17 protein-coding genes are annotated in these 15,046 nt (G+C 56.5%); 8 read left to right on the top strand and 9 right to left on the bottom strand.

What is annotated here, in order from left to right:
* Positions 1-5: 5 nt before the first annotated feature.
* From accA to tilS, 4 genes are all read left to right on the top strand, one after another.
* Positions 6-965, top strand: coding sequence for an acetyl-CoA carboxylase carboxyl transferase subunit alpha (gene accA / locus CWM61_RS17035; RefSeq protein WP_061155694.1), 960 nt, complete (start codon positions 6-8; stop codon positions 963-965).
* Between the two features lie 113 nt (positions 966-1,078).
* Positions 1,079-3,232 carry a lysine decarboxylase LdcC gene (locus CWM61_RS17030; RefSeq protein WP_061156413.1) on the top strand — a complete coding sequence of 718 codons (2,154 nt, stop codon included), beginning with the start codon at positions 1,079-1,081 and terminating at the stop codon, positions 3,230-3,232.
* Positions 3,233-3,278: 46 nt separating this feature from the next.
* Positions 3,279-3,668 (top strand): VOC family protein, encoded by a 390-nt coding sequence (locus tag CWM61_RS17025; RefSeq protein ID WP_002889387.1) that lies wholly within the window; start codon positions 3,279-3,281, stop codon positions 3,666-3,668.
* Between the two features lie 53 nt (positions 3,669-3,721).
* Positions 3,722-5,041 carry a tRNA lysidine(34) synthetase TilS gene (gene tilS / locus CWM61_RS17020; RefSeq protein ID WP_165785278.1) on the top strand — a complete coding sequence of 440 codons (1,320 nt, stop codon included), beginning with the start codon at positions 3,722-3,724 and terminating at the stop codon, positions 5,039-5,041.
* A 12-nt stretch (positions 5,042-5,053) separates the two neighbouring features.
* Here tilS and rof read toward each other — a convergent pair whose 3' ends face one another.
* Both rof and CWM61_RS17010 read right to left on the bottom strand, forming a co-directional pair.
* Positions 5,054-5,314, bottom strand: a complete 261-nt coding sequence (gene rof, locus CWM61_RS17015) for a Rho-binding antiterminator (protein WP_002889424.1) — start codon at positions 5,312-5,314, stop codon at positions 5,054-5,056.
* Positions 5,301-5,501: a YaeP family protein gene (locus CWM61_RS17010; RefSeq protein WP_002889429.1), complete on the bottom strand. Its 201-nt coding sequence runs from the start codon at positions 5,499-5,501 to the stop codon at positions 5,301-5,303. The genes rof and CWM61_RS17010 overlap by 14 nt, the downstream gene beginning before the upstream one ends.
* Positions 5,502-5,697: 196 nt before the next feature.
* Between CWM61_RS17010 and CWM61_RS17005 the strand changes: the two genes are divergently transcribed.
* From CWM61_RS17005 to nlpE, 3 genes are read left to right on the top strand one after another with little or no spacing between them, the layout of a single operon-like run.
* Positions 5,698-6,243 (top strand): YaeQ family protein, encoded by a 546-nt coding sequence (locus tag CWM61_RS17005; RefSeq protein ID WP_074386827.1) that lies wholly within the window; start codon positions 5,698-5,700, stop codon positions 6,241-6,243.
* Positions 6,240-6,653: an alternative ribosome rescue aminoacyl-tRNA hydrolase ArfB gene (gene arfB / locus CWM61_RS17000; RefSeq protein WP_074386826.1), complete on the top strand. Its 414-nt coding sequence runs from the start codon at positions 6,240-6,242 to the stop codon at positions 6,651-6,653. The genes CWM61_RS17005 and arfB overlap by 4 nt, the downstream gene beginning before the upstream one ends.
* Positions 6,654-6,695: 42 nt before the next feature.
* Entirely contained in the window at positions 6,696-7,394 is a 699-nt protein-coding gene (gene nlpE, locus CWM61_RS16995; RefSeq protein ID WP_100631637.1) for an envelope stress response activation lipoprotein NlpE, read from the top strand.
* A 130-nt stretch (positions 7,395-7,524) separates the two neighbouring features.
* Here the strand turns inward: nlpE and CWM61_RS16990 are convergent, their stop codons facing one another.
* The 7 genes from CWM61_RS16990 to metN form a co-directional block, all read right to left on the bottom strand.
* Entirely contained in the window at positions 7,525-8,367 is an 843-nt protein-coding gene (locus tag CWM61_RS16990; RefSeq protein WP_100631600.1) for a YaeF family permuted papain-like enzyme, read from the bottom strand.
* A gap of 59 nt (positions 8,368-8,426) precedes the next feature.
* Positions 8,427-10,145: a proline--tRNA ligase gene (gene proS, locus CWM61_RS16985; protein WP_074386824.1), complete on the bottom strand. Its 1,719-nt coding sequence runs from the start codon at positions 10,143-10,145 to the stop codon at positions 8,427-8,429.
* A gap of 112 nt (positions 10,146-10,257) precedes the next feature.
* On the bottom strand, positions 10,258-10,965 hold the full coding sequence (gene tsaA, locus CWM61_RS16980; RefSeq protein WP_100631599.1) for a tRNA (N6-threonylcarbamoyladenosine(37)-N6)-methyltransferase TrmO: 708 nt from the start codon (positions 10,963-10,965) through the stop codon (positions 10,258-10,260).
* Complete coding sequence (rcsF, locus tag CWM61_RS16975) at positions 10,962-11,369, bottom strand: Rcs stress response system protein RcsF (RefSeq protein ID WP_061155686.1); 408 nt, start codon at positions 11,367-11,369, stop codon at positions 10,962-10,964. The genes tsaA and rcsF overlap by 4 nt, the downstream gene beginning before the upstream one ends.
* A gap of 107 nt (positions 11,370-11,476) precedes the next feature.
* On the bottom strand, positions 11,477-12,292 hold the full coding sequence (gene metQ, locus CWM61_RS16970; RefSeq protein ID WP_074386822.1) for a methionine ABC transporter substrate-binding lipoprotein MetQ: 816 nt from the start codon (positions 12,290-12,292) through the stop codon (positions 11,477-11,479).
* A 43-nt stretch (positions 12,293-12,335) separates the two neighbouring features.
* Complete coding sequence (locus CWM61_RS16965; RefSeq protein ID WP_061155684.1) at positions 12,336-12,989, bottom strand: methionine ABC transporter permease MetI; 654 nt, start codon at positions 12,987-12,989, stop codon at positions 12,336-12,338.
* On the bottom strand, positions 12,982-14,013 hold the full coding sequence (gene metN / locus CWM61_RS16960; RefSeq protein ID WP_061155683.1) for a methionine ABC transporter ATP-binding protein MetN: 1,032 nt from the start codon (positions 14,011-14,013) through the stop codon (positions 12,982-12,984). Before metN ends, CWM61_RS16965 begins: the two co-directional genes overlap by 8 nt.
* A 188-nt stretch (positions 14,014-14,201) precedes the next feature.
* On the opposite strand from metN, the gene gmhB reads away from it, so the two are divergent.
* Positions 14,202-14,768, top strand: coding sequence for a D-glycero-beta-D-manno-heptose 1,7-bisphosphate 7-phosphatase (gene gmhB, locus CWM61_RS16955; protein ID WP_100631598.1), 567 nt, complete (start codon positions 14,202-14,204; stop codon positions 14,766-14,768).
* Positions 14,769-15,046: the final 278 nt, after the last annotated feature.

The raw sequence follows: 15,046 nt of genomic DNA, 5'->3' as shown, positions 1-15,046 counted from the left end.
ATACTATGAGTCTGAATTTCCTAGATTTTGAACAGCCGATTGCAGAGCTGGAAGCGAAAATCGATTCCCTGACTGCGGTAAGCCGTCAGGATGAGAAACTGGATATTAACATCGACGAAGAAGTGCATCGTCTGCGCGAGAAAAGCGTAGAGCTGACGCGCAAAATCTTCGCCGATCTTGGTGCATGGCAGGTAGCCCAGCTGGCGCGCCATCCACGTCGTCCCTATACCCTGGATTATGTCCGCCTGGCGTTCGACGAGTTTGACGAACTGGCCGGTGACCGCGCCTACGCTGACGATAAAGCGATTGTCGGCGGTATTGCGCGTCTTGATGGTCGTCCGGTGATGATCATCGGCCACCAGAAAGGTCGCGAAACCAAAGAGAAGATCCGTCGCAACTTTGGTATGCCGGCCCCGGAAGGCTATCGCAAAGCGCTGCGCCTGATGGAGATGGCTGAGCGGTTTAAAATGCCGATCATCACCTTCATCGACACCCCTGGCGCCTATCCGGGTGTTGGTGCGGAAGAGCGCGGCCAGTCTGAAGCGATTGCCCGCAACCTGCGTGAAATGTCGCGTCTTAGCGTGCCGGTTATCTGCACCGTGATCGGTGAAGGCGGCTCCGGCGGCGCGCTGGCGATTGGCGTGGGCGACAAGGTTAACATGCTGCAGTACAGCACCTATTCGGTCATTTCGCCGGAAGGCTGCGCGTCCATTCTGTGGAAAAGCGCGGATAAAGCACCGCTGGCCGCGGAAGCGATGGGTATTGTCGCGCCGCGTCTGAAAGAGCTGAAGCTGATTGACTCTATCGTTCCGGAACCGCTGGGCGGCGCGCACCGCAACCCGGAAGTGATGGCAGCGAGCCTGAAAGCGCAGCTGCTGGCAGACCTGGCCGATCTCGATCTGCTCAGCGAAGAAGAGCTGCTGAACCGCCGCTATCAGCGCCTGATGAGCTACGGTTACGCCTAAGTTTTTCGCGAGCGCAAAACACTAAGGGCCGGATTTTCCGGCCCTTTTTTTATGTGCGATGCGCCGAGGGGATTGCTATGATGCTTGACTTAGGTGAATACCAGGAGGAAAGCGTGAATATCATCGCCATCATGGGGCCTCACGGCGTCTATCACAAAGACGAACCGATCAAAGAACTGGAAGCGGCGCTGCAACGCCAGGGCTTTCAGACCATCTGGCCGCAAAACAGCGCCGACCTGCTGCAGTTTATTGAGCACAACCCGCGCATCTGTGGGGTGATTTTCGACTGGGATGAATACAGTGTCGATCTGTGCAGTGACATTAATCAGCTCAATGAATATCTGCCTCTGTACGCCTTTATTAACGCCCACTCGACGATGGACGTCAGTAGTCAGGATCTGCGCATGACGCTGTGGTTCTTCGAATATGCGCTGGGACTCTCCGAAGAGATCGCCACCCGCATCGGGCAGTACACGCGCGAGTACCTGGACAATATCACCCCGCCGTTTACCCGCGCCCTGTTCAACTATGTGCAGGAGGGGAAGTATACCTTTTGTACACCGGGCCATATGGGCGGTAGCGCCTATCAGAAAAGCCCGGTGGGCTGCCTGTTCTATGATTTCTTTGGCGGGAATACGTTAAAGGCGGATGTTTCGATTTCGGTAACCGAGCTGGGGTCGCTGCTGGATCATACCGGCCCGCATCTGGAGGCGGAGGAGTATATTGCCCGCGCCTTTGGCGCTGAACAGAGCTACATGGTGACCAACGGCACCTCGACGTCCAACAAAATTGTCGGTATGTACTCGGCGCCCGCCGGCAGCACGCTGCTGATTGACCGTAACTGTCACAAATCACTGGCCCATCTGCTGATGATGAGCGATGTGGTTCCCCTGTGGCTGAAGCCGACCCGCAACGCGCTGGGGATCCTCGGCGGTATCCCCCGGCGCGAATTTACCCGCGACAGCATTCACCAGAAAGTGCGCGACACGGGTGGGGCGCAGTGGCCCGTGCATGCGGTGATCACTAACTCCACCTACGATGGCCTGCTCTATAACACCACCTGGCTTAAGGAGACGCTCGACGTCCCGTCGATCCATTTCGATTCCGCCTGGGTGCCGTATACCCATTTCCATCCGATATATCAGGGGAAAAGCGGCATGAGCGGTGAGCGGATCCCCGGGAAAGTCATCTTCGAGACGCAGTCCACGCATAAGATGCTGGCCGCGCTGTCGCAGGCCTCGCTGATCCACATTAAGGGCAACTATGATGAAGAGACCTTTAATGAAGCCTTTATGATGCATACCTCTACGTCGCCGAGCTATCCCATCGTCGCGTCGATTGAGACCGCAGCGGCGATGCTGCGCGGTAACTCCGGTAAGCGTCTGATCCAGCGCTCCATTGAGCGAGCGCTGGATTTTCGCAAAGAGGTGCAGCGACTGCGCGAGGAGTCGGACGGCTGGTTCTTTGATATCTGGCAGCCGGAAGCGGTGGATAAAGCCGAGTGCTGGCCGGTGGCGCCTGGCGAAGACTGGCACGGTTTCAAAGATGCCGATGCGGATCATATGTATCTCGATCCGGTGAAGGTCACCATTCTGACGCCGGGCATGGACGAGCAGGGGAATATGGATGAAGAGGGGATCCCGGCGGCGCTGGTGGCGAAGTTCCTCGACGAGCGGGGCGTGGTGGTGGAAAAAACGGGCCCCTATAACCTGCTGTTCCTGTTCAGCATCGGTATTGATAAAACCCGGGCGATGGGGCTGCTGCGCGGTTTGACAGAGTTCAAACGCGCCTACGATCTCAATCTGCGGGTGAAAAATATGTTGCCGGATCTGTACGCGGAAGATCCCGACTTCTACCGCAACATGCGGATCCAGGACCTGGCGCAGGGGATCCACCGCTTGATCCGTCAGCACCAGCTGCCGCAGCTGATGCTCAGCGCCTTTGACGTCCTGCCGGAAATGAAAATGACGCCGCATCACGCCTGGCAGCGCCAGATCAAGGGTGAGGTGGAAACGATTGAACTGGAGAACCTGGTGGGCCGGATTTCGGCCAACATGATCCTCCCTTATCCACCGGGCGTACCGCTGCTGATGCCGGGAGAGATGATCACGGAGGAGAGTCGGGCAGTGCTCGATTTCCTGCTGATGCTCTGCTCCATCGGCCGTCATTATCCGGGCTTTGAGACTGATATTCACGGTGCGAAGCGCGATGAGGACGGCGTGTATCGGGTACGAGTCTTAAAAAATGACGAAAGGCTTGCGCGTTAACGGCGCGCACGAGTAACGTGGCTGGCTTAACAGAAGGAGTTTGACCATGCTGGGTTTGAAACGGGTTCACCATATTGCCATCATCGCGACGGACTACGCCCGCAGTAAAGCGTTCTATTGTGATATTCTGGGGTTTACGCTGCAAAGTGAGTTTTATCGCGCCGAGCGCGACTCCTGGAAGGGCGATCTGGCGCTCAATGGCGAGTACGTGATTGAGCTGTTCTCGTTCCCGTTTCCGCCGGCCCGACCCAGTCGCCCCGAAGCCTGTGGGTTGCGTCATCTGGCCTTTAGCGTGGATGATATCGACGCTGCGGTGGCGCATCTGACGGCCCATGGCGTCGAGTGCGAAGCGATTCGCGTCGATCCCTTTACCGGCAAACGCTTTACCTTCTTTAGCGATCCGGACGACCTGCCGCTGGAAATATATCAGCAGTAAACCTTGCCAGCGCGACCCTGGCCCGGTAACGTGCCGGGCCATCACTTCTCGGTATGTTCGTGGATATGACGGCTGATATTGCGCATACGCTTCATCCCCATCGCCAGCTGCTGGTGGCCTTCAGCGGCGGTCTGGATTCGACGGTTCTCCTGCACCAGCTGGTGCTGCTGCGGGAACAGGATCCCTCGCTGACGCTGCGGGCAGTGCATGTTCACCACGGCCTGAGCGTCCATGCAGACGACTGGGTGGCGCATTGTCGGCAGATTTGCCAGCAGTGGCAGGTACCGCTGGTGGTGCATCACGTGACGTTAGCCCGGGGTGGTCTGGGCGTGGAGGCTCATGCCCGCGCGGCGCGCTATCAGGCCTTTCAGGATACGCTCAACGCCGGCGAGGTGTTAGTGACCGCCCAGCACCAGGATGACCAGTGCGAAACGCTGCTGCTGGCGTTAAAACGCGGCAGCGGTCCTACCGGTCTGTCGGCGATGGCGGCATCCTCTGCCTTTGCCGGCAGCCGCCTACTGCGTCCTCTCCTCAATGAAACCCGCGAATCGCTACGCCAGTGGGCGCTCGCCCATCAGCTCTCGTGGATTGAAGATGAGAGTAATCAGGATGATACCTATGACCGCAACTTTCTGCGCCTGCGGGTGATCCCGGTCCTGCGCGAGCGCTGGCCGCACTTTAGCGAGGCCGTCGCCCGCAGCGCCAGCCTGTGCGCCGAGCAGGAACAACTGCTGGACGAAATGCTGGCGGCGGAGCTGGCGTCGCTGGTGGCCGAAGATGGCTCGCTGGCTATCACGCCGCTGACGTCGATGAGCCCACCCCGTCGCGCGGCGCTGCTGCGTCGCTGGCTCGCCGGGCATCAGGCGCCGATGCCGGCCCGCGAGGTGCCTGAGCGCCTCTGGCATGAGGTGGCGCTGGCGCGGGAAGATGCCAGCCCTTGTCTGCGGCTGGGGGAATTTACCGTTCGTCGTTTTCAACAGCGTTTGTACTGGGTGAAGTATCTTCCCGGCCAGACGGAAAGTGTCCAGCACTGGCCCAACTGGCGCCAGCCGCTGCGGCTGGCAGACGGTCTCGGCGAGCTGATGCTGCAGCCCGGCGGGACGTTGCGCCCGCCGTCTGCGGATGAGCCGGTCACTATCCGCTTTCGCGCCAGCGGCCGCCTGCATATCGTCGGGCGCCACGGCGGACGTAAGCTGAAGAAGATCTGGCAGGAGCTGGGCGTTGCTCCGTGGCGACGAGACACCACGCCGCTGCTGTTTTACGGCGAAACGCTGATTGCCGCAGCGGACGATCTGTTTGTGGCCAAAGAAGGTGCCGTCATGGAAGGGGAAGGGGAAGGGGTCAGGCTGGCATGGAGGAAAACGGGCGGTTAAGCCCGTTTTGATTCAGGATTCGCTCACCACCACGGTGCCGATTTCCGGGTGACTGAAGCTGGCGATTTTATCCAGGCGTAGCTCGCGGACGTTGCCGGCGAGTTCGACCACCAGATACTCGATATTTTTACGCGAGATTAGATCGCTGGCCTTCGCCTGCAGCTGTTCACCATCCTTCAGCGCCAGCGTCAGCACCAGGTGATGCTGGCAAGCCAGTTCCAGGTTGTCGTAATCGTCGCAGTTAATGGGTTGATAAGTATCATTCATTGACATAATCGCTCACCAGTAAGTTTGCTGCCGCATAAGCGGCCTTTTCCCTGACTGACTCCGAAAGGGCCTCATCCGCCGCAATCTCATTCAATACTTTCAACACGCAACCCAGCGCATCCGGGATATACCCTAAGTCTCCGCTGGCTATTTCCGCATACCGCTTGCGTATTAACTCACAATAGTGGTCCACATGCCCTCCTGTCAGCGTTCTGACTCAACCGTGGGATGCAAGTTTAAGCCTACGAAGATAAACTCTGTTTAGCAAGGGAACTATATCATAGTCATTTAAGCAATTTCAGCAGGATGAAACAGGTTGCTGCGATTGACGACAGCCTTTTGCCGCCAGTTTCGCTACAATGTACGCCATTCTTTTCAGGAGTTTATTCATGGCGCTGAAAGCGACGATATATAAAGCCGCGGTAAATGTAGCCGATCTGGATCGCAACCAGTTTCTGGATGCTAACCTGACGCTGGCGCAGCACCCCTCGGAAACCCAGGAGCGCATGATGTTGCGCCTGCTGGCGTGGATCAAATATGCCGATGAGCGGCTACAGTTTACCCGGGGGTTATCCTCGGATGATGAACCGGAGCTGTGGCAGCTAAACGACCATTTGGGCATCGATCTGTGGATTGAGCTGGGGCTGCCGGACGAGAAACGTCTCAAGAAAGCCTGCTCCCGGGCGCAGGCGGTGGCGCTGTTTGCCTATAATAGCCGGGCCGCTGAAATCTGGTGGCAGCAGAATCAGAACAAGCTTGCGGCGTACCCGAAGCTGACCATCTGGTATCTTGATGATGCGCAACTGGCGCAGCTTAGCGCCTTTGCCGATCGCACCATGACGCTGCAGGCCACTCTGCAGGACGGCGCTATCTGGTTATCCGACGCTCGGAATAATCTGGAAATTCATTTAACGGCCTGGCAAGCATCAGCATGATTACCATTAGCCGCAGCGTGACCATTGCCGATGATGAAGTCACGCTGGAAGGCATTCGTGCCCAGGGGGCCGGGGGCCAGCATGTGAATAAAGCGTCGACGGCGATCCATCTGCGCTTCGATATCAAAGCCTCGAGCTTGCCAGAGCATGACAAGGAGCGCCTGCTCGCCGCCAGCCACCACTTAATTTCTGCTGACGGTGTGGTTATCATTAAGGCTCAGGAATATCGCAGCCAGGAGATGAACCGCGAAGCGGCGATCTCGCGGCTGGTGGCCCTCATAAAAGAATTAACCGCAGTGCAAAAAAGTCGCCGGGAGACGCGACCGACTCGGGCATCCAAAGAGCGACGCCTTGCTTCCAAGGCACAAAAGTCCTCAGTTAAAGCGCTGCGTGGGAAAGTTCGCCAGTGAAGGCGATGGTGAACGGGTGGAATGGATGATAAGGAAAGCAAAGTGAAAAAAATCGTATTCTCCGTGATAGCGGCCTGTTCGCTGTTCGCGCTGTTTGGTTGTAACCATCGCGCCGAGACTGACACCGTACAGCCAGCGGCGATGGAAGAGCTCAAACCGATGCAGCAAAGCTGGCGTGGGGTGCTGCCTTGCGCGGATTGTGAAGGTATTGAAACCTCGCTGTTCCTGGAAAAAGACGGTACCTGGGTGATGAACGAGCACTACCAGGGCGCCCGTCGTGAACCGTCATCTTTTGCCTCTTATGGCACCTGGGCTCGCACAGCGGATAAACTGGTGCTGACCGACAGCAAAGGTGAGAAATCATATTTTCGCGCGAAGGGCGACAAGCTGGAGATGCTTGACCGCAGCGGGAGCCCCGTTCAGTCTCCTCTCAATTATACCCTGGAGCCGGTGAAGGCCAGCCTGCCGACCACCCCGATGGCGATGCGCGGCATGTATTTCTATATGGCCGATGCGGCAACCTTTACCGATTGCGCGACCGGTAAACGCGTCGCGGTGGCGAACAATGCCCAGCTTGAGCGGGATTATGCCGCTGCCCGCGGCAATGATTCACGACCGGTGCTGCTGGTGGTGGAGGGGCACTTTACCCTCGAGGCGAACCCGGATACCGGCGAAATGATGAAGACGCTGATGACAGATAAAGACGGCAAATTTATCCCAGGAAAAGACTGCAGCCACTGATTGTCAGGCCCCTGCCCGGGACCGGGCAGGGGATGATCCCCCCAGCTACCACCAGCTTGCTCCTGCGATTCGCCCTGTCACATCAACAGTGAGCGTGGGTCTGGCTGGCGGAAAAGCGCAAATCGTTTTTTCACTTCACATCTGTCTTCGGTTTATTCAGCCCCACCAGCTTCCCGGCCTGAAGATAAACGCCTGGTTTCAGATGCCCGACATACTGCAACTGCGTTTCGGGTTTAAACGTGGCGACGTCTCCTTCCCGCATGTGCAGCAAATCAGAAGGACTGATCCACGCCGCCTGCGCCAGGGTCAGTGGATGCCCGGCTCTGACGAAGGCCTCGCTGACAAACTCCGAGCAAAACCACGCTTTCTTGTCGGCGCTTGCCGCATCGCCCAGTTGCGCTTTGGCCAGGCCGCTCACGCACTGCTGACGAAAGTTACGCGAGAAAGGGTTGAGCGAGCAGAGCGGTTTGGTGACCATATAAGGGATAAACTGAATAATGCCGCGATAGTTATACCCGCTGTCTTTGACCTGCCAGGCAAAATTTTTCATCGCCGTTGCCTGGTCCGGCGTCAGGTCGGGCACCCTGAGGGCAAAGAGTTTATCGCTGTGCGCCAGCGCCTGCTGAACAGAAATCACCTGTACGCCAGCGCCGGTGGCTTCCGCGATCTGACCCTCGCCAAGATACAGTGCGACGTGGCTAACGGAAGAGGCGCTGAAGGCGCGGATCCCAAACGAAGTGATACCCAGGCTGGACGAGAAGAGCAGGTCGCCGGAACGGAGGTCGCTTTCGCCAATTTCGAGGAGCCCGCTGCCGGCAATCGAGCTTTGACGCTGGAGGGTGACAGCCCATGGCGGGGAGCGGCCCTCGGTAGCGGATACGGAAGGGGCGCTGCGGCCGACGTCTACGGTGCAGGCGGTAAGCAGTAGCAGGGCGGAAGTAAGCAGTCCGCTGCTCAGGATAGGTGCAGTCATGGGTACTGTCCTTGTAAAAAAAAGGCCCTGACATCCGTTCAGGGCCCTGAGGTGGGTGCTTAGCCTTTTATCGCTTTAACCAGATATTCCACGATATCACCGGTTTTAATCAGCTGCTTCTCACCGTTACGACGATACTTGTATTCAATATCATCGTTATCGAGGTTCCGATCGCCCAGCACGATAGTGTGCGGGATACCGATCAGCTCCATATCAGCGAACATCACGCCAGGACGCTCTTTACGGTCGTCCATCAGCACATCGATGCCATGCGCACGCAACTCGGCGTACAGCTTCTCGGCCAGCTCCTGCACGCGATAGGACTTGTGCATATTCATCGGCAGAATCGCCACCTGGAACGGCGCGATGGCGTCTGGCCAGATAATCCCGCGATCGTCGAAGTTCTGCTCGATAGCGGCGGCCACCACGCGGGTCACCCCAATACCGTAGCAGCCCATGGTCAGGATCTGGTTACGGCCATCTTCGCCCTGTACGGCGGCATTCATCGCCTGAGAGTACTTAGTACCCAGCTGGAAGATGTGACCGACTTCGATACCGCGCTTGATAAGCAGGGTACCTTTGCCGTCCGGGCTCGGATCGCCAGCGACGACGTTACGAATATCGGCGACTTCCGGCGTGGCAACGTCGCGATCCCAGTTGATGCCGAAGTAGTGTTTGCCATCGATGTTGGCGCCAGCGGCGAAATCGCTCATCACCGCAACGGTACGGTCGATAACCACTGGGATCGGCAGGTTCACCGGACCCAGGGAGCCCGGACCGGCTTTCACCAGAGCGCGGATCTCCTCTTCGGTGGCGAAGGTCAGCGGGCTGGCGACCTGCGGCAGTTTTTCCGCTTTCACTTCGTTCAGCTCGTGATCGCCGCGCACCAGCAGGGCAACCAGCGGGAAGGCGCTACCTTCAACCGCTTTCACCAGCAGGGTCTTCACGGTTTTTTCGATCGGCAGGTTGAACTGCTCAACCAGTTCGGCGATGGTTTTGGCGTTCGGCGTATCAACCAGGGTCATCTCCTGGGTGGCGGCTGCGCGCGGCGCTTTTGGCGCAACGGCTTCGGCAAACTCGATGTTTGCCGCGTAGTCGGAGCTGTCGGAGAAGATCACATCGTCTTCGCCGCTCTGCGCCAGCACCTGGAATTCATGAGAGGCGCTGCCGCCGATAGAACCGGTATCAGCCTGTACCGCACGGAAATCCAGCCCCATACGACTGAAGATTTTGCTGTAAGCGGTGTACATCGCGTCGTAGGTTTCCTGCAGCGATTCCTGAGAGGTATGGAAAGAGTAAGCATCTTTCATCAGGAATTCACGGGAGCGCATCACGCCGAAACGCGGACGCACTTCGTCGCGGAACTTGGTCTGAATCTGATAGAAGTTCAGCGGCAGCTGCTTATAAGAATTCAGCTCGTTGCGAATCAGATCGGTAATGACCTCTTCGTGGGTTGGTCCGAGGACGAACGGGCGATCGCCGCGATCGGCAATGCGCAGCAGTTCCGGGCCGTACTGCTCCCAGCGACCGCTCTCCTGCCACAGTTCAGAGGGCTGAACGACCGGCATTAACACCTCGATCGCACCGGCGTTGTTCATTTCTTCACGCACGATGTTTTCGACTTTTTTCAGGACGCGCACGCCGGTCGGCAGCCAGGTGTATAACCCGGAGGCCAGCTTGCGGATCATCCCGGCGCGCAGCATCAGCTGGTGGCTGATGACCTCGGCGTCGGCAGGTGTCTCCTTCAAAGTGGAGAGCAGATATTGGCTAGTACGCATGTTGTAACGGTTCCAGTTAAACGAGCGGAACAGGCTGGTTGCCCAGCCTGAAACAAAAAAAGTGGTTTAGTTTACCAGTGTGGCAAAGATGCCAAAAGAGAGGAAAATAAAATTAGCGCGCTTCGAGGGCAAAGACTTCAAAACCGGAAGCGATAACCCGCCAGCGGACGTTGAAATCCAGCAGCCAGACTGCGTAATTTTTTCCTGCTTCTTCCTCTTTACGGTAGGCTGGGCGCGGATCCTGTGCCAATACTTCGCGAATAAACGCTTTGATATGCGGGTAGCGTTTTTCCAGGGTCAGTAACTGCGCTTCTGTTTCCGGTGTAAAACTGACGTTCATACCCGCCAGCGGCGCCTGTTGCGCATAGCTGGCGCTGGCATCCGGCAGGGCTTCGGCGAAAGGAAGATACGGTTTGATATCAACCACCGGCGTCCCGTCGACGAGATCGAGGCTACCGAGTTCCAGGATCACCTGATCCTTCTGACAACGAATGCCTTTCAGCTCAACCAGCGACATGCCGATGGGGTTAGGGCGAAACGTCGAACGGGTGGCAAAGACGCCCATCCGTGCATTGCCTCCCAGTCGGGGAGGGCGCACCGTCGGACGCCAGCCGCCTTCCATGGTCTGATGAAACACAAACAGGACCCACAGATGGCTGAAGTTTTCCAGGCCACGCACGGCGTCGGCCTGATTGTAGGGCGCGACCAGATGCAGTTCTCCGCCGCCGTGCTTAACCAGCCCAGGCTGGCGAGGAACGGCAAATTTCTCTTTATACGGCGAGCGGATAACGCCTATCTGCGCGAACTGGAATGCACTCATTGTGCCGAAACGTTAAGCGCCGAGCCCAGACAAACCGCCTGACGGTAGCAGCCTGGCGTGCCGCTGGTCACTTCGCAGCGGTGAAGCAGGACGGCATTGGCTTTCATGCGTGCCGCATTCACCTGCAGACGCTTGCGGGCGGTTGGGATGTTCGGTGGGGAATCCTGATTTGAGGCCTGGCATGACTCACCAGTCACTTCACCCAGATCGCGGAACGGTTTTCCCACCAACTCTGACGCATCGGTATAAATACGTACCGGCGCCGGACGGGTTACGCGTGGTTTGCTCGGCTCAGATTTAACCGGGGGGGTTGCAGTGCTTTGAACAGGTTCAACAGGGGATCTGCTTAGCATGGAACAACCGCTTAACATGAGTGCTAACAAACAGACCGGTAAAGCACGCATAGTATTTCCTCAATGAATAAAAAACAGGGCGTTATTGAATCAGGTGCTTGCATAAATGACAAGACGGGCGTGAAGCCCGTCCTGAATGATATTACGGTGAGAAAAGATTACCAGCCTTTCACTGCGCCACCGTTAAAGATCTTGTTCGCCGCTTCGTAAACTTCATCGCTCTGGTAAGCCTGAACGAATTTCTTCACATTCTCAGCATCTTTATTGTCTTCGCGCGCCACAATCAGGTTCACGTAAGGAGACTCTTTGCCTTCAACAAAGATACCGTCTTTCGCCGGGGTCAGGCCAATCTGGCTGGCGTAAGTGGTGTTGATGACGGCCAGCGCTATCTGTGCATCGTCCAGAGAACGCGGCAGCTGCGGCGCTTCCAGCTCAACAATCTTCAGGTTTTTCGGATTCTCTACCACATCCAGAGAGGTTGGCAGCAGACCTACACCTTCTTTCAGTTTAATCAGACCCACTTGCTGCAGCAGCAGCAGGGAACGACCGAGGTTGGTCGGATCGTTAGGGACGGCGATCTGCGAGCCCGGCTGCAGTTCGTCCAGCGATTTGATTTTCTTCGAGTAACCCGCGATCGGATAAACGAAGGTGTTGCCAACGGAGACCAGCTTATAGCCACGGTCTTTAATCTGCTGGTCGAGATACGGTTTATGCTGGAAGGCGTTCACGTCGATATCGCCTTTGCTCAGCGCTTCGTTTGGCAGCACATAATCGTTAAAGGTGACCAGCTCAACGTCGAGGCCATACTTCTCTTTTGCCACTTTCTGCGCAACTTCAGCGACCTGCTGTTCCGCCCCGACGATAACGCCGACTTTAATATGATTCGGATCTTTTTCATCCTGACCGCAACCCACCAGCGCCAGAGAACCGATTAACGCGCCAACTGCCGCAAAGGTTTTGAAATTAAAGGCCATGTTATTTCCTTCCTGTAAGAATGAGTGTTGTCTGCCAATAACGTTATTTATGAGTCACAGCCCGGACGATACGATCGCCAGAGAATTGAATTAGATAAACCAGAATAACCAGTAATACCAGTACGGTATTCATCACGGTGGCGTTGTAGCCGATATAACCGTACTGATAACCAATCTGCCCCAGACCACCGGCGCCCACCGCACCGCCCATGGCGGAATAGCCCACAAGAGTAATGAGGGTGATGGTGGCGGCGTTGACCAGACCCGGCAGCGCTTCAGGCAGTAGAACCTTGCGGACGATCTGCAGCGGTGTAGCGCCCATCGCGCGGGAAGCTTCGATGAGCCCGGTCGGGATCTCCAGCAGGGCGTTCTCCACCATGCGGGCGATAAACGGCGCGGCGCCGACGGTTAACGGCACGATCGCCGCTTGCAGGCCGATCGAGGTGCCGACGATTATGCGAGTAAACGGGATCATCCAGACCAGCAGGATAATGAACGGGATGGAACGGAAAATATTCACCACCGCCGACAAGGTACGATACAGTTTGGCATTGGCGGCAATTTGCCCAGGGCGCGTGACATACAGCAGCACGCCCACCGGCAGACCAAGGACAAAGCCGAAGAAGCCGGAGACAAAGGTCATTGCCAGCGTTTCCCACACGCCGCGCAACAGCAGCCACATCATTGGCTCAGACATATCCCAATACCTCTACTTTTACATGGTGTTCCTGCAGCCAGGCGATGGCCGCCTGAGTGTCTTCCTGTGTACCGTGCATTTCGGTCAGCATTATGCCGAACTTCACGCCACCGGCGTAATCCATCTGCGCACTAATAATGTTGTTATTCACATTGAAGCGACGCGCGGTTTCAGAGAGCAGCGGCGCATCGACGGAGTGGCCGGTAAATTCCATGCGCAGCATCGGTACACTGTCCGCTGCGGCGGTAGGTTTCAGGCGTGCCTGGTAGTCATCCGGAATATCCAGGTGCAGAGTCGACTGAATGAACTGCTGGGCCAGCGGCGTCTTCGGATGGGAGAAGACTTCACTTACCGTGTCCTGCTCAATAAGCTGGCCGTTGCTAATCACCGCCACGCAGTCGCAGATGCGTTTCACCACATCCATTTCGTGGGTGATTAGCAGAATGGTCAGTCCCAGACGACGGTTAATGTCTTTCAGCAGTTCGAGAATGGAACGGGTGGTGGCCGGGTCGAGAGCGCTGGTGGCTTCATCGCACAGCAATACCTTCGGGTTGCTGGCCAGCGCGCGGGCAATGGCGACGCGCTGTTTCTGGCCACCAGAGAGATTAGCCGGGTAGCTGTCGTGCTTATCACCCAGGCCGACGAGATCCAGCAGCTCGGTGACACGGCGTTTGATTTCAGCCTGCGGGGTGTTATCCAGTTCCAGGGGCAACGCCACGTTGCCGAAAACGGTCCGGGAAGCCAGCAGGTTAAAATGCTGGAAAATCATGCCAATCTGACGGCGCGCGCGGGTTAGCTCTTTTTCCGACAGAGCAGTCAATTCCTGACCGTCAACTTGTACGCTGCCCTCGGTCGGGCGCTCCAGCAGGTTGACGCAGCGAATCAGCGTACTTTTACCGGCGCCGGAGGCACCGATAACGCCATAAATTTGTCCGGCAGGGACATGCAGGCTGACGTCATTCAGCGCCTGAATGCTGCGATTCCCCTGCTGGAACACTTTGGTGATATTGGAAAGTTTAATCATCAGTTATTTATTATCGTTTAGCCGTTTGCCGTGGCATTTTCTTCTGCCGTATCCAGGCGATGCCTGTCAATGAAATGGATGTTAAGGCATCCAGACGTCTAAATCAATCTGACTCTTTATAATGAGCACTTTCTTGCATGCCGAAACATGCGATACTAACGGCATTAGCCTTTTTCAGGAGCAAACCGGTGGCAAAGTCAGTACCCGCAATTTTTCTCGACCGTGACGGCACGATTAATATCGATCATGGTTACGTCCACGAAATCGACAATTTTGAATTTATCGATGGCGTCATTGACGCGATGCGCGAACTAAAAGAGATGGGCTACGCGCTGGTGCTGGTCACTAACCAGTCCGGTATTGCTCGCGGCAAATTTACCGAAGCTCAGTTTGAAACGCTGACCGAATGGATGGACTGGTCTCTGGCGGACCGTGGTGTCGACCTGGATGGTATCTACTATTGCCCGCATCATCCGCAGGGTACGGTGGAGGAGTACCGCCAGACCTGTGATTGCCGTAAACCACATCCGGGGATGCTGATCTCTGCACGTGATTTTCTGCATATCGATATGGCCGCTTCCTATATGGTAGGGGACAAACTGGAAGATATGCAGGCCGCCGCCGCAGCGGATGTCGGTACTAAAGTGCTGGTGCGTACCGGTAAGCCCCTTACTGAAGAAGCGGAAAAAGCGGCTGACTGGGTGCTAAATAGCCTGGCAGAGCTGCCTGCGGCGATTAAAAAGCAGCAAAAATAAGCGTTGCGTTTAAAAGATGAGCGGTTGAAATAAAATTGTATTTTTCCGCTTGTCATTCCCGGAGAGCTCCCTATAATGCGCCTCCATCGACACGGCGGATGTGAATCACTTCACACAAACAGCCGGTTCGGTTGAAGAGAAAAATCCTGAAATTCAGGGTTGACTCTGAAAGAGGAAAGCGTAATATACGCCACCTCGCGACAGAGCGCTAAAGCGCGTCGCAACTGCTCTTTAACAATTTATCAGACAATCTGTGTGGGCACTCAAAGTGACATGGA

Source organism: Klebsiella sp. K-Nf6, from assembly GCF_002806655.1.
Classification (GTDB): Bacteria; Pseudomonadota; Gammaproteobacteria; order Enterobacterales; family Enterobacteriaceae; genus Klebsiella; species Klebsiella variicola.
Note: the sequence above shows the minus strand (reverse complement) of the source record. Positions and strands in the feature narration are given on the sequence as shown.

Coding starts and splice junctions, on each gene's coding strand:
- accA (WP_061155694.1), top strand. CDS start 6: ATGAGTCTGAATTTCCTAGATTTTGAACAGCCGATTGCAGAGCTGGAA.
- CWM61_RS17025 (WP_002889387.1), top strand. CDS start 3,279: ATGCTGGGTTTGAAACGGGTTCACCATATTGCCATCATCGCGACGGAC.
- tilS (WP_165785278.1), top strand. CDS start 3,722: ATGTTCGTGGATATGACGGCTGATATTGCGCATACGCTTCATCCCCAT.
- rof (WP_002889424.1), bottom strand. CDS start 5,314: ATGTCAATGAATGATACTTATCAACCCATTAACTGCGACGATTACGAC.
- CWM61_RS17005 (WP_074386827.1), top strand. CDS start 5,698: ATGGCGCTGAAAGCGACGATATATAAAGCCGCGGTAAATGTAGCCGAT.
- arfB (WP_074386826.1), top strand. CDS start 6,240: ATGATTACCATTAGCCGCAGCGTGACCATTGCCGATGATGAAGTCACG.
- CWM61_RS16990 (WP_100631600.1), bottom strand. CDS start 8,367: ATGACTGCACCTATCCTGAGCAGCGGACTGCTTACTTCCGCCCTGCTA.
- proS (WP_074386824.1), bottom strand. CDS start 10,145: ATGCGTACTAGCCAATATCTGCTCTCCACTTTGAAGGAGACACCTGCC.
- tsaA (WP_100631599.1), bottom strand. CDS start 10,965: ATGAGTGCATTCCAGTTCGCGCAGATAGGCGTTATCCGCTCGCCGTAT.
- rcsF (WP_061155686.1), bottom strand. CDS start 11,369: ATGCGTGCTTTACCGGTCTGTTTGTTAGCACTCATGTTAAGCGGTTGT.
- metQ (WP_074386822.1), bottom strand. CDS start 12,292: ATGGCCTTTAATTTCAAAACCTTTGCGGCAGTTGGCGCGTTAATCGGT.
- CWM61_RS16965 (WP_061155684.1), bottom strand. CDS start 12,989: ATGTCTGAGCCAATGATGTGGCTGCTGTTGCGCGGCGTGTGGGAAACG.
- metN (WP_061155683.1), bottom strand. CDS start 14,013: ATGATTAAACTTTCCAATATCACCAAAGTGTTCCAGCAGGGGAATCGC.